The organism is Salmonella sp. JXY0409-18 (genome assembly GCF_020268625.1).
GTDB lineage: Bacteria > Pseudomonadota > Gammaproteobacteria > Enterobacterales > Enterobacteriaceae > Salmonella > Salmonella enterica.
In genome coordinates this window covers 2,443,179-2,463,270 of record NZ_CP084216.1, presented here as the reverse complement: position 1 = coordinate 2,463,270, position 20,092 = coordinate 2,443,179, and the positions used below count along the sequence as shown (strand labels likewise).

The 20,092-nt window shown below is 49.0% G+C and carries 18 protein-coding genes; 11 read left to right on the top strand and 7 right to left on the bottom strand.

Translation table 11 applies throughout. The annotated features are described in order from the left end of the window. Positions 1 to 53: 53 nt before the first annotated feature. The 3 genes from ttrA to ttrB are packed head-to-tail and all read right to left on the bottom strand — an operon-like array spanning position 54 to position 4,866. Positions 54 to 3,116 (bottom strand): tetrathionate reductase subunit TtrA, encoded by a 3,063-nt coding sequence (ttrA, locus tag LDB27_RS11900; protein ID WP_000002368.1) that lies wholly within the window; start codon positions 3,114 to 3,116, stop codon positions 54 to 56. Beyond that, positions 3,109 to 4,131 carry a tetrathionate reductase subunit TtrC gene (gene ttrC, locus LDB27_RS11895; RefSeq protein ID WP_000149771.1) on the bottom strand — a complete coding sequence of 341 codons (1,023 nt, stop codon included), beginning with the start codon at positions 4,129 to 4,131 and terminating at the stop codon, positions 3,109 to 3,111. The genes ttrA and ttrC overlap by 8 nt, the downstream gene beginning before the upstream one ends. After that, entirely contained in the window at positions 4,132 to 4,866 is a 735-nt protein-coding gene (ttrB, locus tag LDB27_RS11890; protein WP_001531132.1) for a tetrathionate reductase subunit TtrB, read from the bottom strand. Positions 4,867 to 5,047: 181 nt separating this feature from the next. Here ttrB and ttrS point away from each other — a divergent pair, with 181 nt between their 5' ends. The 3 genes from ttrS to fumD all read left to right on the top strand — a co-directional run bounded on the left by ttrS (position 5,048) and on the right by fumD (position 7,731). Continuing rightward, positions 5,048 to 6,826 (top strand): tetrathionate respiration histidine kinase TtrS, encoded by a 1,779-nt coding sequence (gene ttrS / locus LDB27_RS11885; RefSeq protein ID WP_001214426.1) that lies wholly within the window; start codon positions 5,048 to 5,050, stop codon positions 6,824 to 6,826. Next, the gene (gene ttrR, locus LDB27_RS11880; RefSeq protein WP_000190929.1) at positions 6,801 to 7,421 is read left to right on the top strand and encodes a tetrathionate respiration response regulator TtrR; all 621 of its coding nucleotides are present in this window, start codon (positions 6,801 to 6,803) and stop codon (positions 7,419 to 7,421) included. Before ttrS ends, ttrR begins: the two co-directional genes overlap by 26 nt. A gap of 97 nt (positions 7,422 to 7,518) precedes the next feature. Next, entirely contained in the window at positions 7,519 to 7,731 is a 213-nt protein-coding gene (gene fumD / locus LDB27_RS11875; RefSeq protein ID WP_000165779.1) for a fumarate hydratase FumD, read from the top strand. A 95-nt stretch (positions 7,732 to 7,826) separates the two neighbouring features. Here fumD and mlrB read toward each other — a convergent pair whose 3' ends face one another. The 4 genes from mlrB to LDB27_RS11855 all read right to left on the bottom strand — a co-directional run bounded on the left by mlrB (position 7,827) and on the right by LDB27_RS11855 (position 13,296). Next, positions 7,827 to 8,786 carry a transcriptional regulator MlrB gene (gene mlrB / locus LDB27_RS11870; RefSeq protein WP_001060718.1) on the bottom strand — a complete coding sequence of 320 codons (960 nt, stop codon included), beginning with the start codon at positions 8,784 to 8,786 and terminating at the stop codon, positions 7,827 to 7,829. Positions 8,787 to 8,957: 171 nt separating this feature from the next. After that, positions 8,958 to 9,686, bottom strand: a complete 729-nt coding sequence (locus LDB27_RS11865) for a MerR family transcriptional regulator (RefSeq protein WP_000122316.1) — start codon at positions 9,684 to 9,686, stop codon at positions 8,958 to 8,960. A 178-nt stretch (positions 9,687 to 9,864) separates the two neighbouring features. Continuing rightward, positions 9,865 to 10,503: a two component system response regulator gene (locus tag LDB27_RS11860; RefSeq protein ID WP_000666335.1), complete on the bottom strand. Its 639-nt coding sequence runs from the start codon at positions 10,501 to 10,503 to the stop codon at positions 9,865 to 9,867. 30 nt (positions 10,504 to 10,533) lie between these two features. After that, entirely contained in the window at positions 10,534 to 13,296 is a 2,763-nt protein-coding gene (locus LDB27_RS11855) for a two component system sensor kinase (RefSeq protein WP_001050758.1), read from the bottom strand. A 400-nt stretch (positions 13,297 to 13,696) separates the two neighbouring features. Here LDB27_RS11855 and spiC point away from each other — a divergent pair, with 400 nt between their 5' ends. The 8 genes from spiC (at position 13,697) to sseC (ending at position 20,087) form a co-directional block, all read left to right on the top strand. Continuing rightward, positions 13,697 to 14,098, top strand: coding sequence for an SPI-2 type III secretion system protein SpiC (gene spiC / locus LDB27_RS11850; RefSeq protein WP_001562740.1), 402 nt, complete (start codon positions 13,697 to 13,699; stop codon positions 14,096 to 14,098). A gap of 1 nt (position 14,099) precedes the next feature. Next, a complete protein-coding gene (spiA, locus tag LDB27_RS11845) occupies positions 14,100 to 15,593 on the top strand; it encodes an SPI-2 type III secretion system protein SpiA (RefSeq protein WP_225519848.1) in 1,494 nt (497 codons plus the stop codon). Beyond that, complete coding sequence (ssaD, locus tag LDB27_RS11840; RefSeq protein ID WP_000323796.1) at positions 15,574 to 16,785, top strand: SctD family type III secretion system inner membrane ring subunit SsaD; 1,212 nt, start codon at positions 15,574 to 15,576, stop codon at positions 16,783 to 16,785. The genes spiA and ssaD overlap by 20 nt, the downstream gene beginning before the upstream one ends. Positions 16,786 to 16,792: 7 nt before the next feature. After that, positions 16,793 to 17,035, top strand: a complete 243-nt coding sequence (gene ssaE, locus LDB27_RS11835; protein WP_000210204.1) for a YscE family type III secretion system co-chaperone SsaE — start codon at positions 16,793 to 16,795, stop codon at positions 17,033 to 17,035. A gap of 201 nt (positions 17,036 to 17,236) precedes the next feature. Continuing rightward, positions 17,237 to 17,563 (top strand): SPI-2 type III secretion system chaperone SseA, encoded by a 327-nt coding sequence (sseA, locus tag LDB27_RS11830; RefSeq protein ID WP_000972855.1) that lies wholly within the window; start codon positions 17,237 to 17,239, stop codon positions 17,561 to 17,563. A gap of 6 nt (positions 17,564 to 17,569) precedes the next feature. Next, entirely contained in the window at positions 17,570 to 18,160 is a 591-nt protein-coding gene (gene sseB / locus LDB27_RS11825) for an SPI-2 type III secretion system translocon protein SseB (protein WP_000094436.1), read from the top strand. Continuing rightward, positions 18,157 to 18,630 (top strand): SycD/LcrH family type III secretion system chaperone SscA, encoded by a 474-nt coding sequence (sscA, locus tag LDB27_RS11820; protein ID WP_000711025.1) that lies wholly within the window; start codon positions 18,157 to 18,159, stop codon positions 18,628 to 18,630. Before sseB ends, sscA begins: the two co-directional genes overlap by 4 nt. 2 nt (positions 18,631 to 18,632) lie before the next feature. Continuing rightward, complete coding sequence (gene sseC, locus LDB27_RS11815; RefSeq protein WP_001079746.1) at positions 18,633 to 20,087, top strand: SPI-2 type III secretion system translocon protein SseC; 1,455 nt, start codon at positions 18,633 to 18,635, stop codon at positions 20,085 to 20,087. Positions 20,088 to 20,092 lie beyond the last annotated feature (5 nt).

The window sequence follows — 20,092 nt, the reverse complement described above, 5'->3', positions numbered from 1 at the left end:
TATCAGTCGCTACCCTCGACGAAATAAGACGATATCGCTCTCCGGCCCTGGGGTTATATACGCTCGATTTTTGCCGGCAGCCCCTGACGTACCGCCGCGCCAGAAACCCAGTCGAGCCAGGTATTGGTAATGGTTCTTGTCGGATCGGCAAAGCCCAGATCGTTAAGATTTATGCCTGCCCTGATTTGTGGATCATACGGCATAGGCACGCCATCCAGGGAGTGCTGCGTTGCGCCCATCTCGCGGTGGCCATATCCGTGTTCGATGGCGATGACGCCTGGCATCACGCCATTTAACAAACTGATTTGCGCCACGACCTGACCGCCCGGCGTAATGATCCGTACCCGATCGCCATGTTGCAGTCCATAACGCTCGCCGTCTTGCGGATTCAGCGCCACCAGGTTTGCTGGCTTCACATGGTGTAAGCGCGGGATGACGGCTGTTGAGCTGGACATGGTATTTGATTTAAATGAAATCAGTTTCAGCGGCCATTGCCCAATGGGAAACTGGTCGTCAATCGCACGACCATCTGACAAACGCGCCGGATACCAGACCGGGCAACCGCTGAAGCGCTCCCCGGTGATGGCGTGACGGTGGGCGGCGACATCTGCATTCCAGATCTGTAAGGGTTTTTTCCACGCGTTACCTAACCGTTGCTCCGTATAGCCGCTATCCTCGGGCGCAAACCGGCCGCCACGCGAGTAGATAAACGCCACGCGACCGACCTCATCAGCTTTAAGCGTGTGCTGAATTGCTGGCAGAATGCGGCTGACGCCGGTAAGTGTAATATCTTCCTGATTTGCCGGCGCGACCGGCGTCTTGCCCATAAAGGCGATATTAGCGGCTACGCGCAGATAGAAGTCTTCCGCCCGGTTCAGTGGAAAAGCATTGCCCTGCGGATCGGTTATCGCCCGGTCGCCGAAGCCGGGCAGATGGAGCCGTTTTGCTACCGCAATACAAAAGGCTTCCATTGAGACAGGTTGCCCGTCCGCCGTTCGGTGAGTGGCGGGGGCGACAACCGGCCAGCGGGCGGTAGTGGCTTTACTGGCTACGCCGCCCCAGGGCGCCGTAAAGCCCCAGCTCTCAAAATTGTGCGTATCCGGCACAATGTAATCCGCCAGCGCCGTCGTTTCATTCATAAAGGCGTCAATCGCGATAAAGAGCGGCAGTCGGCGAGGGTCTTTTAGCTTTTCTTCCGCCACGGCGCGTAGACCGGGAATACCGTAAAACGGGTTGCTCATATTGGAAATCCAGGCTTTAAGCGGATAAGGATAGCCTTCGAGCGCGGAGGTCAACAGTTCGGTAAGCTGGCCTGCCACAAAGGGATACCACGGCGCTTTGGCTGGATAAGGGGATTGCCCGCCGGCAATTTTGTCGCGGTATTCTTCCGATGCTTCATAAGCGGTTTTGCTACGGGCAATACTTAATCCGGACGGTTTCACTTTTCCGGCAAAACTGTTCATGTTGTAGCGGGGGCCGTCGCTAACGCCGTTGAATTTGCCGCCGCCGACAAAGACGCCGCCGGACAAGCTGAGGTTGCCGATCAGCGCGTTAAGCATCATGACCGACCAGGCGTTATAAAACCCATTGCCGGCCATCATGCCGCCGTGACTGATGACCGCGGCTTTACGTCCGTGACCGGTAAAGGTTTCCGCCAGCGCGATAATTTGCGCTTCCGGCACGCCGCACTGTTCGCTGTATTGCGCCAACGAGAGCTTTTCTGCCGCCTCTTTCAGGCGTTGCAACCCGCTCTTCACCGTGACCCGTTGGCCGTCGGCGAGCGTAACGTACTGCGTCACGAAAAGCCGTGCCTGTCGGCAAGTGGAGGCATCGACCAACTCGCCGTCGGTATTAAGTACGACGGGGGTCTCTTCGCCATCGGGCGTAAGATGGCGTAGCGTCAGGTGTTGTCCGGCAAGCGTCGGCAGTTCATCCGCAATGACCAGGTGCGTGGCGTTGGTCCAACTTTGCTCGCCGGCCTGCTGCATCGCCTGTACGCCGGGAATCGCCAGATAATCAGCATTATAACGTTGATTATCCATGATCCAGCGGATCATCCCCATTGCCAGCGCCGAATCGCTGCCGGGCATGACCGGTTGCCAGCGACCGCGAGGATCGGCGAGCACCGTTGATAAGGGCAGGGCGGGGGCGACCACGACGTATTGAAAATTCTCACGCAGCCGGGCGCTCGCTAACTGACGCGCCTGGCGTTTAAACGGATTACCGGACTGTGCCGGGGAGGTGCCCATAAAGAGCGCAAACTCCACGTTTTCCCAGTCGGGTTTGACATGCGGGTTTTTATCCAGATCGCCCATCAGCGCCCCGGAGCCGGCCCGGTAAGCCAGTCCACAGTAGGCGCCATGCGCGCCGAAATTTTTGCTGCCGAAGCTATTTAGCGCAAAACGACGCAGAAACGCATCGCGGCCTTCGTCGCTGGTATTCGTGACCAGTAACTGATTGGTTTTGGGCCCGAAACTGGGGTGCTTTGCGTCAATTGGCGTATCCGGCGCATGAATCGCGCGCAGTCCGTCCACATGACCCTCGCCAAACAGATCGCCGCCTTCCACGACTTCTTCAATAAGCTGCTCAAAGCTGATGCGCTGCCATTTCCCTTCGCCGCGTTTACCCACGCGTTTCATCGGTTCAAGCAGTCGTAGCGGACTGTACAGGCTTTCCAGCAGCGTGGCGCCGCGCGCGCAGGCGGTTGAGCGGGCGTCAAGACCGCTTTCTCCCGCCAGTTGCTCCATGGCTTCGCTAAAAGGGACGGACGAGTCAATCGGGTGTTCCTGCGACAAGGGGTGATAGGGATTGCCGGCGATGCGTATCACTTTGCCATCGGCATTAACCCGGGCGCGGATACCGCACTGTGTCCAACAGCCGAAGCATTGCGTCATGGCGATGGTTTGTTGTGGATTTTGCTGCCAGTGCGTTTGCGCCTGCGCCTCCGGAATTAACGCATTGCCAAAGATGCGGTCGCGCGTTACCTTGCCGGATGTCCCGTTTAACAGGCCATCAATTGCGCGTTTCGCCACATCACGGTAGCTCAGACCAAAAGTGACCATCCCACCGACGGCGAGACCGACTTTTAGCCACTGACGACGGGTTAAATTAGCCATGTTGTAATCTCCTGGTGAGTCCGTTCAGCGTTTCACGAATAATAATCAGTAGCGCTATCCACAGGCCGAAGGTGCCGAGAATAGCCAGCCAGCCATCCGTTCCGCCTGGTAACGAGTAAGGGTTAAATTGCGCGTTGAACTTGGGGACGGTTTGTACCTGAATCAACAATGTCCAGCGCATCAGCCAACATAGCGCCAGCGCGCTCAGAGCCAGCAGAACGCGTCTTAGCTGCGATAACGGATGACGTAGCGCCAGGCTACAGAACAGCAGCGTGAATACCCACAGCGCTAGCCAGCCGACAGCGTAATATTTGGCTGACAGGGCGACGGAAATCCACTGACGGATTGCCGTGCCGGAAAGCGTATCGCCGCTGACCCACATGGCCACCACCAGTCCCAGCGCCGCCAGCGTCCAGATTTGTCCCCACAATATTTTTGGCAGCCTTACCGAGTCGCGTCGGGCGGCGACAATCATCAGCGCGAAGAACGCCTGTAAGGCGCTAAGAAACATCGCCACGGGGAAGGCATAGCTAAACCAGATTGGGCGCGCCAGCACAACGGAGACTTCGCGGCCGGTATAAACCAACAGGCCCACCGCGCAAAGCGCGCTGGCTAACGCCAACCATTTGGTGACGTTGTAACTTTTATTGAATAATCGTTTTATTTGCTGCGCCAGGAACCACAGAGCGAGAAATCCGGTAAACAGCGGCAGGAATAACGCTCCCCAGGGCATCCACGACCAGGGCGTCGGCCAGGCATAGAAATGCCAGACGCGGGCGGTCTGGTGCAGATCCGCCGTCAGCGCCAGCGGTGCGGTAATCGCACAGGTAATGGCAATCAGTAATGCCCGATTTTCTTCTGTTGCGGCGTCTTTTTTCCGCCAGTGAAGATAACAGGCAAACAGTGCGGCGCAGGCGGCAATGCCAATAAAAAAGAAATATTGTACCGCCCACGGCAGCCAGCTAATGTCCTGCGGGTGAGCCAGCACTTCTTCAATGATGAGTGAATGCGTCATTCAGACCTCCTGCCAAAGCGCGGGCTGCGCACGGCCCAGTAATGGGGTGACAAAGGCGTCGTCCAGACCCAGGTAGAAAACATGGGGCGAGGTGCCGTTTTCCGGCTTTAATACCTTGATAGCGTCGCGATGTTGATGAAGCATGGTGGCGATGCGGCTATGGGGATCTTTGATATCGCCAATAATACGCGCGCCGCCGACGCAGGACTCTACGCAAGCGGGTAACAGTCCGGCTTCCAGACGATGGACGCAAAACGTGCATTTATCGGCAGTTTGCGTTTCATGATTGATAAATCGGGCGTCGTAAGGACACGCCTGGACACAATAGGCGCAGCCGACGCAGCGTTTGTTATCCACCACCACAATGCCGTCTTCCCGCTGAAAGGTGGCTTGTACCGGGCAGACCGGCACACAGGGGGGGTTATCGCAATGGTTGCACAGACGCGGCAATAGCACATTCGTGACTTCCTGACTACCTTCACGCTGAACCTGGTATTGGTTCACCGTCGTACGAAATGCGCCCTGCGGCGTTTGGTTTTCAATAGTGCAACTTACGGTACAGGACTGACAGCCGATACAACGCCGCAGGTCGATAAGCATAGCGTAGCGGTGTCGGGGAGAGCCTTCATGCCGCTCCGGCGAAAAAGGAAATTTCGCTTCAGCCAGCGGAACCAGCGAGGCGCCAGCGGTCAGGACGCCGAGCTGCTGGAGAAATTGCCGTTTACTGCTGTCCATATTGACTCCCGTCCACATTGCCAACAATGAAACATTTGTCACGATGTTGGTTCATGTGTAATGAATAAAAAATGTTGATGATTTACAGTGTAAAAATCGAGACGGGGTGCACTCTATTGTGGTTAACCACATACCCGGCTTGTTGTTGATCTAAAACAACATAATTGACAGGGATATTGGGGTGAGAGGTAAAACCGTAAGGCGCCTGGCGGTGTTGGCGGCAGTAGGGCTACTTTGTCATCGCGCGTGGGCAGGGACGTGGAATATCGGTATTTTGGCCATGCGCGGTGAGGCGTCTACGCGTAGCCACTGGCAACCGTTGGCAAAGACACTAAGCCAACAGCTTCCAGGCGAAACCTTTCACATCCAGCCGCTGGATCTGCATCAAATGCAGGAGGCCGTTAACCAGGGAACCGTGCAGTTTGTGATAACCAACCCGGCACAATTTGTCCAACTGAACAGCCATGCGCCGCTGCGCTGGTTAGCTTCCCTGCGTTCCACGCGCGATGGGAAAGCGGTGAGTAATGTTATTGGCAGCGTGATTTTGACCCGGCGCGATAGCGGCATCACCACGGCGCATGATCTCATCGGTAAGACAGTCGGCGCGATTGATGCTCAGGCGTTTGGCGGCTATTTATTAGGCTATAAAGCGCTCAGCGACGCGGGCTTACGCCCGGAGCGCGATTTTCATCTTCGTTTTACCGGATTTCCTGGCGATGCCTTAGTCTATATGCTGCGCGAAAAAGCGGTGCAGGCGGCAATTGTGCCAGTGTGTCTGTTAGAAAATATGGATCAGGAAGGATTGATTAATAAAAAGGACTTTATCGCGCTGCTTTCCCGACCGACGCCCCTGCCTTGCTTAACCAGTACGCCGTTATATCCTGACTGGTCGTTCGCGGCGCTACCTGCGGTAAGCGATGCGCTGGCGGATCGCGTAACGCGAGCGCTATTCAACGCGCCCGCCGCCGCGTCATTTCACTGGGGCGCGCCTGCGTCCACCAGTCAGGTGGAAGCGTTGCTGCGTGATGTTCGTCAGCACCCTCAGCAGCGTCGACTGTGGCTGGATGTCAAAAGTTGGTTAATCCAGCACCAGCTAATAGTCGGCGGCGTGATTCTGGCGTTCCTGTTGCTCACGCTCAATTATATTTGGGTCATGCTGCTGGTGCGTCGACGCGGAAAGCAACTGGAACGTAATAGCGTAGTTCTTCATCAGCATGAGCGGGCGCTGGAAACCGCCCGGCAAATGAGCGTGTTGGGTGAAATGACCTCCGGGTTTGCCCATGAGCTTAATCAGCCGCTTTCCGCGATTCGACATTATGCCCAGGGGTGCCTGATTCGACTGCGCGCTGCAGATGAACAGCATCCCTTGCTGCCGGCGCTGGAGCAGATTGACCAGCAGGCGCAACGCGGTGCGGATACTTTGCGTAACCTGCGTCACTGGGTTAGCCAGGCGCAGGGCAACCCGGTGCTAACCGAAGCGTGGAAGGCTATAGCCATTCGCGAGGCGATTGATCATGTCTGGCAATTGTTGCGTATGGCGCAACAGTTTCCGACAGTGAGTCTGCATACCGAGGTTAGCGCTGCGCTGCGCGTAACGCTGCCGTCAATGCTGCTGGAACAGGTGCTGGCGAATATCATTCTTAATGCGGCTCAGGCGGGCGCCACCCATTTATGGGTCATTGCTGAACGCACTGAAAACGGCATCAGTATCGTTTTACAGGATAACGCCGGGGGAATCGACGAGGCGCTATTACGTCAGGCGTTTCAGCCGTTTATGACCACCCGCAAAGAGGGGATGGGCTTAGGGCTGGCGATTTGCCAGCGGCTGGTGCGGTATGGGCGGGGCGATATCAGCATCAGGAACCAGACCGCGCCGGACGGTCTGTCGGGAACGGTGGTCACGATACATTTCTTACATGAACATGGGGGCAGGGATGGCGACAATTCATCTACTGGATGATGATACGGCGGTCACTAACGCGTGCGCGTTTTTACTGGAAAGTCTGGGATATGACGTAAAATGCTGGACGCAGGGGGCGGATTTTTTGGCGCAGGCCAGTCTGTATCAGGCCGGAGTCGTATTACTGGATATGCGAATGCCGGTACTGGATGGGCAGGGCGTTCATGATGCGTTGCGCCAGTGCGGAAGTACTCTGGCGGTTGTTTTTCTTACCGGGCATGGCGATGTGCCGATGGCCGTGGAGCAGATGAAACGCGGCGCCGTCGATTTTCTGCAAAAACCGGTATCGGTAAAACCGCTACAGGCGGCGCTGGAGCGTGCGCTGACGGTTTCATCGGCAGCGGTGGCGCGCCGTGAGATTATACTGTGTTACCAGCAGTTGACGCCGAAAGAGCGTGAGCTGGCCAGCCTGGTGGTAAAAGGATTTATGAACCGTGAAATTGCGGAAGCGATGAATATCGCGGTGCGCACCGTAGAGGTGCACCGCGCCAGAGTCATGGAAAAAATGCAGGCCGGTAGCCTGGCGGAACTGATTAGGCGTTTCGAAAAAATGGCCTCGCCAGAGACCAGAATACGAACAACGTATGAGCCATGAATAATAAACTGCGTTATTTCTTTGATTTGCATCAAATTTTGTTTAATTGAGAAGACTGTTATATTCTGTTGGTTTGAGCTGGCAACGAGTAAAACGTATGACAAAACCGACAAAAGATGACGAACTGTACCGCGAGATGTGCCGGGTGGTGGGCAAGGTCGTGCTGGAAATGCGCGATTTGGGGCAGGAGCCTAAATATATTGTTATTGCGGGCGTGTTAAGAACCGCGCTGGCGAATCAACGCATCCAACGTAGCGCGTTAGAAAAACAGGCTATGGAAACCGTGATTAACGCTCTGGCGCGGTCATAGCCGCTATCAGGGTGGCAATAACGAAATCGCCTTTGAATTGTCGCGATTGTCACCATGGCGGGCGGGTTGCCCGCCATTAGCGATGCGTAGGGTTATCAGTTGATGGCTAAGCGCAGCCCTAATGTATCAGGGTACGGCTCAAAATAATTCTGGCTGCGTAGATAGTCATCCGGATGTTCCGCCAGATAGTGCTTCAGCAGCGTTAACGGTGCCAGGATAGGTAGTCGGCCCGCCCGGTAGCCGAGAATCACCTCGCGTAATTCCGCGCGTTGCCTGCTGTTCAACGCGCGGTGAAAATAGCCCTGGATATGCATCAGCACATTGGTGTGATTTTTACGTGAAGCGGGATGGCGCAGGATAGCCATCAGTTTTTCTCTGTATCGGACAAAGAAGGCATCCAGATCGTCCCACTCATGCAGACGCGCGACGAAAGGGCCAATTTCGCGGTAGCCGGCCTGGTGGTGGGCGAGAAGCTGAAGTTTGTATCGGCTATGAAACGCGAGCAAACTGTGACGACTCAAGCCCTGCGCGCGTAGCGCATTTAATTCATGTAGCGCGAAGATACGTGCGATGAAATTCTCGCGTAGTACCGGATCGTGCAGGCGACCATCTTCCTCTATCGGCAGCCAGGGATATTTGTCCATCATCGCGGCGGTAAACAGCCCCGTGCCAGCTTTGCGGCCCCTGTTACCCTTTTCATCATACAGGCGAACGCGCTCCATTCCGCAACTGGGCGATTTTGCACACACAATAAACCCCGCCAGTTCGCCTATTGTTGGCAGAAACCGATCGGTAAAGGCATTCATTCGCTCGGTAACGTCATCGTGCGGGGCATGGCTATAGCGCATCCGAATGTCGCCACAGGTCGTCTGGATAAGACGCAGCGCAGGGCGGGGCACGGGCAGGCCGATCGCCACCTCCGGGCAGATCGGTTTGTAGGCCACCCACGGTGCCAGAGAGTTCATGACGAAATCCATACGCTTATGTCCGCCATCAAAGCGTACCGCGGCGCCAGTCAGACATCCGCTAATGCCGACTACGGGTTTGTTATTCATGATTCCCCCTTATTGAAAGTACGACGACTGACGCCAATGGCGCAAAATGTTATCTCACGCTGATTTAAAACTTACACAACTTTGTTTTTTTGTCTAAGTTTTCGCGGGAATTTTTTTGACGTAGTTAAATATCAATAAGATAGAATGAGGGGAAGAAATCTATTTCAGCGCTTATAGTGTGATAACCTCCAGCGAAGCGACCACGTTGCGCCACTGGGCAAGCTGTTTTTTCTGCCCGGTAGTGAGCTTTCCGGTGGTCACCAGGAACCATTTTCTCTGGGCGAACAGCTCGGGCGCCAGTATGGCTGGTGGAGAGGGAAGCACATTGAGCCGCAGCTCTTGTCCGGTACGAGTCAACGCTTCCAGCCAGATTTCACAGTGATCCGAGAGATGCCATCCGCTAATAAAGGCATTGTTGCCAGGCGCTTTTCTGTCGCCTTCAAGGCAAAAAGAGGTGTAGGCAATAATGATGCCATCCAGTATTTCGCGCAGCGTCATCACGGCGGGAAGATGCGCGGACACTTTGCTGCGCAACGGACGCAATAAATGGGTCACCAGTTCTGCGCGAGGATATTCCCGGCCACAGTCATAAATCAACTGCCGCAGCGCGTCAATTCGCCCTTCGTGGAGATGTTGAAGCATCGTCTCCTGAATCGTTATCCAGTTATCGCCCAGGCGAATGACCGGACGCGATAGTAAGGGTTTGACCTGGCTTATCGGTACGCCTTTTCTCACCCAGTCGAGGATGCTAAGCGCTTGTCGAATATCGTCATCGCTGTATAAGCGATGCCCGCCATCAGTACGCTGCGGTTTCAATAAACCATAGCGTCGCTGCCATGCCCTTAGCGTGGCGGCATTGATACCGCATAGTCTGGCAAATTCGCCGATAGAATACGACATGGTAAAGCCCGTTAAATAAGGGGATTCTACTATATCATGATTAAATGAAGACTAAGGTAGTGATAAATGGTGCGGCATACCAGGGCATCCGTATGGATTTTGTCGATGATGAGCAATACTGCGTGGCGTAAGGCTCATCAAAATATGACCAATGCTTAATACCATCGGATGCCCCTGGTTAATACTCTATTAACCTCATTCTTCGGGCGCAGTTAAGTAACTCTGTCACTTTATGAACCTGTAGCTTTCTCATCATATTCATCCGATGTGTTTCGACGGTTTTTATACTGATATGTAGCTTTTCGCTGATCCCATGATTGGTATACCCCTCGTCAATAAGTTTAAGAACCTGACGTTCGCGCAAAGTAAGCAGTTGATGATTGGTCGTGTCAGCGTTTAATTCAGCCAGGATAGCTTCCCGATTCAACGTCGGGTCAATGTAACGCTTGTTTACTGCGACTGTTTGCAATGCCGCTAACAGAACTTGCTGACTACTGCTTTTTAAAACATAGCCATTAGCACCTGCGGCTAAAGTTTTAATGGTCATATACTCTTGTTGGTATGCTGTGTAAACCAGAATATTCATTGCTGGCCAACGCTGATGTAATTGGGGAATGATATCCAGGCCATTGATGCCAGGTAAGCTAAGATCAAGGATAAGTATGTCAGGCTCGTATGCGCAACAGGCATTATAAACCTCAAGACCATTTTTAACATGTTCTACAATTTTAAAATGAGGCCAGGGTAGTAAGGCATTCATAATGCCGTTAATGATGATTTCATGATCGTCTACTAATAAGATCTTATATTCTTTCATTTTGCTGCCCTCGCGAAAATTAAGATAATATTAAGTAATGGTGTAGTTTTTGAAGATTATACGTATTTTCTGGCGTAAGTCGGTTAGTTCCTCCAGCGCGATGATTTTCCCCATTTTTACGCGATTCTCAATGTCTATGACATAGCATACCAATTCAGTCTGCCCTATTTGACCTAAACAGCCTTTTAATGTGTGAATTAACTGATCGATTTTTTTTCCAGCCGATACGGCATTTTCAATATCAGCCAGCAAGAGGTCCAGTGATTGGAAAATCTTGCTATTAATGACCATATCATCTGTCGCCAGTAGCGCTGAGCAGCGACTCGGATCCTGCTCCTGTAGCTCTATATTTCGCAAAAGTTGATATTCTGCGGCAATACTGATATAGCGAGCTAAGGTAGCCAACGTCACTGGTTTGGTAATGTAATGATGAATCCCATTTTTTTTACAACGATGAATATCTTCTGTCGCTACGCTAGCGGATAGCGCCACAAACATGCAGTCAGGATCTAAATTATTCGGCTCATCGTGCCATAATTGTACACATTCAATACCATCTATTTCTGGCATTCTAATGTCAATCAGTACTAAATCGAATCGCTGCTGTTGTGATAAAGTCAGAGCCTCGTTACTACTGGCGGCAATAGTGACGTGTTGGCCCAGGCTGACAAGCATTTTGCCGATGATATCCCGATTAATATCGGCATCATCAACCAAAAGAATCTGCAACTGCCAGGGTGGTAACAAATTATTTATTACTGGTATATTTGGTGTACACAATATTAACTGTTGCGCCAGGTCGTAAAGTTTTCCGGGGAAATACAAAAGCTCTGCGTTGAGAAGCGCATTTTGCTGGTGGGGTGGCTCGCCGCGTATTCCCCAGCAAGCCAGTTGGCGATGCAGGCAGAACGGCGCTGACAGTGTCCCTTTAATTGGTTGAGGCGGCTGGTATTCTTGTAAGGGTAATACTAACGAGACACAGGTTCCAACCCCGGGGACACTTTTTAGTGTCAGATTACCGCCCATCATTTTAGCCAGGCTTGACGCAATAGTCAGTCCAATTCCTGTACCTTGCGAATTTGTGTCTGCTTGATAAAAAGCAGTAAAGATTTGAGACTGCTGCTGTATTTCAATCCCTTTACCGCTATCGCTAACCAGAAATATTAATTGTTCCTCATGACGCTTGACCGTCAGACGTATCCCTCCGGTTTCGGTAAATTTTACCGCGTTCCCGAGTAAATTAACCAAAATTTGCCGTAAACGGATACTGTCGGTATGAAAATAGAGAGGGACATGTTGACCGACAAAAGTACGTAATGACAGTTTTTTGCTTTGCGCCGGCCCCTGGATGGTTTGCATTGCCTGGTCCAGTAACGGCAGTAACGCTGTTTCTTCCATATGTAATGTGAAATGACCAGACTCGATGCGTGAAAAATCCAGCAGATTATTAATAATAGCTAACAAAGACAGTGTACAATTCCTGGCGGTATCAGCTAATCCTTGCTGCTCTATGTTTAAAGGGGTGGTTTGTAATAATTCAATCGCACCGAGTACGCCATTCATCGGAGTACGTAACTCATGACTTATTACCGTAAGATGAATGCTTTTACGTTTGTTAGCTTGCTCAGCGCGTTTTTTTGCTTCATTTAGCGCCTGGGTGCGCTCTGCGACTTTGTTTTCCAGATTGTCGTATTGGACTTGTAGAGTATCAAGCAGTTGGTTAAAAGCACCGGCAATACTATCTAATTCATCCAGTCGTTGTGCTGGTAAACGTGTGCTCAGCGGTGCAGTTGCGGTTTTATTAATGACATCGACAAAACGCCATAACGGTTTGGCCAGTGAGCGATGTAGTAACCAACAAAAAGCCGACGTCATCAACACCAATGCTGTTAATGTAAAGGGGATTTGTTGAAGGATAATTTTTAAGATGCGATTATGTAGATTACCGTATGGGTACAGCGTAACCAGACTCCATCCGGGGCCATGCAAGGTTGTGCGTAATATCAGAAATCCGGGAATTTGCTGCCATCCATCATGCAGCGTTACATTTTCTAACTGTGTACGTATTTTTTGCGGGATGTATGAAAACGGCAATAAGTGGTTGTTTTGATCCAGCCATACTCGAATACTATCATCTAATGGCAGGTGGCTCTTAGTAATGAGATCAGGAAGTTTAACCGTCACCCCAAAAAATACGCCTTGCTGATCGGCAACCGCAACGGAAGCGTGCCATCCTTTGCCGTTTATGTATTCTGGTTCACTCCAGTAAAACCCGGCATGGGTTGGGTATAAAGGAAAGCTTTTTCGCGTTAAAGGCTGTAGAGTTGAATAATCTGAAGGGTTATCAGTAGATAATAACGAAATCTCATTTTTATGGTTAAGAATAAAACTATCGCGACGAAAGCTTTTTTCATCGATATCAGAGGACTGCAGAAAGATACGGTGCTTCTCTCCGTTTAGCGTCGGCGTGCAATTTGAAGGACCGACAGAAAGATGCCGGCTCACCTCAGGGAAAATATCGTTATGATGAATCTCAGTCGCTAATGAGCATTGATACATTAAGTTTTTAGCGTCACGCTCAGCCTCTTCAAATCGTTGATTGCTTAGTACAATATTCATCTCGGATAGAACAGATAAGTCCTCTATTATATGCTGCCGTTTCTGAACCATTGATATATAAGCTGCAATAAGCACAGATAGCAGCCAAATAATTATTGTTGTTAATAAAAATAAAAAAGTTAGCCTGATTACTAAAGATGTTTGCAGCGTATTCTTGAGATTGAGCAAATTCATAATGCTTTCCTTCAGTTGCCTGTTGCAAAATCTTTGGCACTTGATCACTATCGCAGTACATATAGTTTCATCAGAAGATTAATCGATGGTGTTATCATTAGGAAGGTAAATTTCTTCATATATAACCCAGTCGATGACTACAATTACTTTTTAATAAAGCGGCGATGTAAAAACATCGTAACAGTTTATTTAATAAATAATTTTTCAAATTGTAATTTTTTATGTCAATACTGAAAGTGTAATTGTGAATTTATCGGAAAATCCGAATGATAGAATCGCCTGTCACAAGGTGTATGTAGACAGCATCTTGATATTGTACAAGAAGAGTATAGTCGAAATAAATGTGAATCAGGCTTTTTACGGATGTGGTTGTGAGCGAATTTGATAGAAACTCTCATTTATGTCTGAGGAGGGATTCATGCTGGCAGTTTTAAAAGGCATTCCATTAATTCAGGATATCAAGGCCGAAGGTAATAGCCGATCCTGGATAATGACTATTGATGGGCATCCTGCCAGAGGAGAAATTTTCTCAGAAGCATTTTCTATTTCTTTGTTCTTAAATGACCTGGAAAGCTTACCTAAGCCTTGTCTTGCCTATGTGACACTACTGCTTGCAGCACACCCGGATGTCCATGATTATGCTATACAGCTCACAGCGGATGGGGGATGGTTAAACGGTTATTATACCACAAGTAGTAGCTCTGAGCTTATTGCTATTGAGATAGAAAAACACCTGGCTTTAACTTGCATTTTAAAAAATGTAATACGCAATCACCATAAACTTTATTCGGGTGGGGTATAAAATGGTAGTAAATAAACGTTTAATTTTAATTTTACTATTTATACTCAATACGGCAAAGAGTGATGAGTTATCATGGAAAGGTAATGACTTCACCCTTTATGCCAGACAAATGCCATTAGCAGAGGTTTTACATCTGCTCTCAGAGAACTATGATACGGCTATTACTATTAGCCCGTTGATAACAGCTACATTTAGTGGAAAAATTCCGCCTGGACCACCGGTCGATATTTTGAATAACCTGGCAGCACAATATGATTTGCTTACCTGGTTTGATGGTAGCATGTTATATGTATATCCTGCATCGTTATTAAAACATCAGGTTATCACTTTCAATATTTTATCTACTGGGCGGTTCATTCATTACTTACGCAGCCAGAATATCCTTTCATCACCGGGATGCGAGGTTAAAGAAATTACCGGTACCAGAGCTGTGGAGGTGAGCGGTGTTCCCAGTTGCCTGACCCGTATTAGTCAATTTGCTTCAGTGCTGGATAATGCGTTAATCAAACGAAAAGACAGTGCGGTGAGTGTAAGTATATATACGCTTAAGTATGCCACTGCGATGGATACCCAATACCAATATCGCGATCAGTCCGTCGTGGTTCCTGGGGTCGTGAGTGTATTGCGTGAGATGAGTAAAACCAGCGTCCCGGCGTCATCGACGAACAATGGTTCACCCGCTACACAGGCATTGCCCATGTTTGCTGCCGACCCACGCCAGAATGCAGTGATCGTTCGTGATTATGCGGCCAATATGGCCGGGTATCGGAAACTCATCACAGAATTAGATCAACGCCAGCAGATGATAGAGATTTCGGTGAAAATTATCGATGTTAATGCTGGCGATATTAACCAGTTAGGCATCGACTGGGGAACGGCAGTGTCGCTGGGTGGCAAGAAAATTGCGTTCAATACAGGTTTGAATGACGGTGGAGCTAGCGGTTTTTCAACGGTAATCAGCGATACCTCAAACTTTATGGTGCGTTTGAATGCCCTGGAAAAAAGCTCTCAGGCTTATGTACTTTCCCAGCCATCTGTGGTGACTTTAAATAATATCCAGGCTGTGCTGGATAAGAATATTACTTTCTATACCAAACTGCAGGGAGAAAAAGTGGCTAAACTTGAATCCATCACTACGGGTTCTTTGTTGCGCGTTACACCTCGCTTGTTAAATGACAATGGCACGCAAAAAATAATGCTTAATCTTAATATTCAGGATGGACAACAAAGTGATACGCAAAGCGAAACAGACCCGCTGCCCGAAGTGCAAAATTCTGAAATTGCTTCGCAGGCCACATTATTGGCCGGACAAAGTCTATTGCTGGGAGGATTTAAACAAGGTAAACAAATCCACTCGCAAAACAAAATTCCTTTATTGGGCGATATTCCTGTCGTAGGTCATTTGTTTCGCAATGATACGACTCAAGTACATAGTGTAATCAGGCTTTTTTTGATTAAAGCCTCAGTAGTAAATAATGGCATATCTCATGGTTAATCCAAAGAGCTCATGGAAAATACGTTTTTTAGGTCACGTTTTACAAGGCCGGGAAGTATGGCTGAATGAAGGTAACCTGTCACTGGGGGAGAAAGGATGCGATATTTGTATTCCGCTTACTATAAATGAAAAAATTATTCTGAGAGAACAGGCAGATAGTTTATTTGTTGATGCCGGGAAAGCCAGAGTTAAAGTTAACGGCCGCAGATTTAATCCAAATAAGCCGCTACCATCCAGTGGGGTTTTGCAGGTTGCGGGAGTGGCTATCGCGTTTGGTAAACAGGATTGTGAACTTGCTGATTATCAAATACCCGTTTCCAGATCAGGGTACTGGTGGTTGGCTGGCGTATTCTTGATTTTCATCGGTGGAATGGGGGTCCTGTTAAGTATTGGCGGTCAGCCTGAAACGGTAAATGACTTACCTTTGCGGGTTAAGTTTTTATTAGACAAAAGCAATATTCATTATGTGCGGGCGCAATGGAAAGAAGATGGCAGCCTGCAGTTGTCCGGTTATTGCTCGTCAAGCGAACAGATGCAAAAGGTGAGAGCGACTCTCGAATCATGGGGGGTCATGTATCGGGATGGTGTAATCTGTGATGACTTATTGGTACGAGAAGTGCAGGATGTTTTGATAAAAATGGGTTACCCGCATGCTGAAGTATCCAGCGAAGGGCCGGGAAGCGTGTTAATTCATGATGATATACAAATGGATCAGCAATGGCGTAAGGTTCAACCATTACTTGCAGATATTCCCGGGTTATTGCACTGGCAGATTAGTCATTCTCATCAGTCTCAGGGGGATGATATTATTTCTGCGATAATAGAGAACGGTTTAGTGGGGCTTGTCAATGTTACGCCAATGCGGCGCTCTTTTGTTATCAGTGGTGTACTGGATGAATCTCATCAACGCATTTTGCAAGAAACGTTAGCAGCATTAAAGAAAAAGGACCCCGCTCTTTCTTTAATTTATCAGGATATTGCGCCTTCTCATGATGAAAGCAAGTATCTGCCTGCGCCAGTGGCTGGCTTTGTACAGAGTCGCCATGGTAATTACTTATTACTGACGAATAAAGAGCGTTTACGTGTAGGGGCATTATTACCCAATGGGGGAGAAATTGTCCATCTGAGTGCCGATGTGGTAACGATTAAACATTATGATACTTTGATTAACTATCCATTAGATTTTAAGTGAGTGGAAAATGACAACTCTGACCCGGTTAGAAGATTTGCTGCTTCATTCGCGTGAAGAGGCCAAAGGCATAATTTTACAATTAAGGGCTGCCCGGAAACAGTTAGAAGAGAACAACGGTAGGTTACAGGATCCGCAGCAATATCAGCAAAACACCTTATTGCTTGAAGCGATCGAGCAGGCCGAAAATATCATCAACATTATTTATTATCGTTACCATAACAGCGCACTTGTAGTGAGTGAGCAAGAGTAAAGTAAAAATATCTTAGAGCCTATCCCACCAGGCGTTATTGGCGCAGCCAGCCTGGACACGGACAGCGCGCAAAAACCGCAGCGTACACGTAGTACGTGAGGATTTTGAGCACTGCCCAGGACCAAAATGGCAAGTAAAATAGCCCTAATGGGATAGGCTCTTAGTTAGCACGTTAATTATCTATCGTGTATATGGAGGGGAATGATGATAAAGAAAAAGGCTGCGTTTAGTGAATATCGTGATTTAGAGCAAAGTTACATGCAGCTAAATCACTGTCTTAAAAAATTTCACCAAATCCGGGCTAAGGTGAGTCAACAGCTTGCTGAAAGGGCAGAGAGCCCCAAAAAAAGCAGAGAGACAGAGAGTATTCTTCATAACCTATTTCCACAAGGCGTTGCCGGGGTTAACCAGGAGGCCGAGAAGGATTTAAAGAAAATAGTAAGTTTGTTTAAACAACTTGAAGTACGACTGAAACAACTTAATGCTCAAGCCCCGGTGGAGATACCGTCAGGAAAAACAAAAAGGTAAAGCATAATGTCTTCAGGAAACATCTTATGGGGAAGTCAAAGCCCTATTGTGTTTAAAAATAGTTTCGGCGTTAGCAACACTGATACCGGGGGGCAGGATGACTTATCCCAGCAAAATCCGTTTGCCGAAGGGTATGGTGTTTTGCTTATTCTCCTTATGGTTATTCAGGCTATTGCAAACGATAAATTTATTGAAGTCCAGAAGAACGCTGAACGTGCCAGAAATACCCAGGAAAAGTCAAATGAGATGGATGAGGTGATTGCTAAAGCAGCCAAAGGGGATGCTAAAACCAAAGAGGAGGTACCTGAGGATGTAATTAAATACATGCGTGATAATGGTATTCTCATCGATGGTCTGACCATTGATGAATATATGGCTAAATATGGCGATCATGGGAAGCTGGATAAAGGTGGTCTACAGGCGGTCAAAGCGGCTTTGGATAACGATGCCAACCGGAATACCGATCTTATGAGTCAGGGGCAGATAATAATTCAAAAAATGTCTCAGGAGCTTAACGCTGTCCTTACCCAACTGACAGGGCTTATCAGTAAGTGGGGGGAAATTTCCAGTATGATAGCGCAGAAAACGTACTCATGAAAAAAGACCCGACCCTACAACAGGCACATGACACGATGCGGTTTTTCCGGCGTGGCGGCTCGCTGCGTATGTTGTTGGATGACGATGTTACACAGCCGCTTAATACTCTGTATCGCTATGCCATGCAGCTTATGGAGGTAAAAGAGTTCGCCGGCGCAGCGCGACTTTTTCAATTGTTGACGATATATGATGCCTGGTCATTTGACTACTGGTTTCGGTTAGGGGAATGCTGCCAGGCTCAAAAACATTGGGGGGAAGCGATATACGCCTATGGACGCGCGGCACAAATTAAGATTGATGCGCCGCAGGCGCCATGGGCCGCAGCGGAATGCTATCTCGCGTGTGATAACGTCTGTTATGCAATCAAAGCGTTAAAGGCCGTGGTGCGTATTTGCGGCGAGGTCAGTGAACATCAAATTCTCCGACAGCGTGCAGAAAAGATGTTACAGCAACTTTCTGACAGGAGCTAAAAATGAATCGAATTCACAGTAATAGCGACAGCGCCGCAGGAGTAACCGCCTTAACACATCATCACTTAAGCAATGTCAGTTGCGTTTCCTCGGGTTCGCTGGGAAAGCGCCAGCATCGTGTGAATTCTACTTTTGGCGATGGCAACGCCGCGTGCCTGTTATCAGGGAAAATTAGTCTTCAGGAGGCAAGCAATGCGTTGAAGCAACTGCTTGATGCCGTACCCGGAAATCATAAGCGTCCATCATTGCCTGACTTTTTGCAGACCAATCCCGCGGTTTTATCAATGTTGATGACGACATTAATACTCAGCGTTTTTGGTAATAACGCTCAATCGTTATGCCAACAGCTTGAGCGGGCAACTGAGGTGCAAAATGCATTACGTGATAAGCAGGTAAAGGAGTATCAGGAGCAGATCCAGAAAGCGATAGAGCAGGAGGATAAAGCGCGTAAAGCGGGCATTTTTGGCGCTATTTTTGACTGGATTACCGGCATATTTGAAACTGTGATTGGCGCCTTAAAAGTTGTGGAGGGTTTTCTGTCCGGTAATCCCGCAGAAATGGCTAGCGGCGTAGCTTATATAGCCGCAGGTTGTGCAGGAATGGTTAAAGCCGGAGCCGAAACGGCAATGATGTGCGGTGCTGACCACGATACCTGTCAGGCAATTATTGACGTGACAAGTAAGATTCAATTTGGTTGTGAAGCCGTCGCGCTGGCACTGGATGTTTTCCAGATTGGCCGTGCTTTTATGGCGACGAGAGGTTTATCTGGCGCAGCTGCAAAAGTGCTTGACTCCGGTTTTGGCGAGGAAGTGGTTGAGCGTATGGTAGGTGCAGGGGAAGCAGAAATAGAGGAGTTGGCTGAAAAGTTTGGCGAAGAAGTGAGCGAAAGTTTTTCCAAACAATTTGAGCCGCTTGAACGTGAAATGGCTATGGCGAATGAGATGGCAGAGGAGGCTGCCGAGTTTTCTCGTAACGTAGAAAATAATATGACGCGAAGCGCGGGAAAAAGCTTTACGAAAGAGGGGGTGAAAGCCATGGCAAAAGAAGCGGCAAAAGAAGCCCTGGAAAAATGTGTGCAAGAAGGTGGAAAGTTCCTGTTAAAAAAATTCCGTAATAAAGTTCTCTTCAATATGTTCAAAAAAATCCTGTATGCCTTACTGAGGGATTGTTCATTTAAAGGCTTACAGGCTATCAGATGTGCAACCGAGGGCGCCAGTCAGATGAATACTGGCATGGTTAACACAGAAAAAGCGAAGATCGAAAAGAAAATAGAGCAATTAATAACTCAGCAACGGTTTCTGGATTTCATAATGCAACAAACGGAAAACCAGAAAAAGATAGAACAAAAACGCTTAGAGGAGCTTTATAAGGGGAGCGGTGCCGCGCTTAGAGATGTATTAGATACCATTGATCACTATAGTAGCGTTCAGGCGAGAATAGCTGGCTATCGCGCTTAATCTGA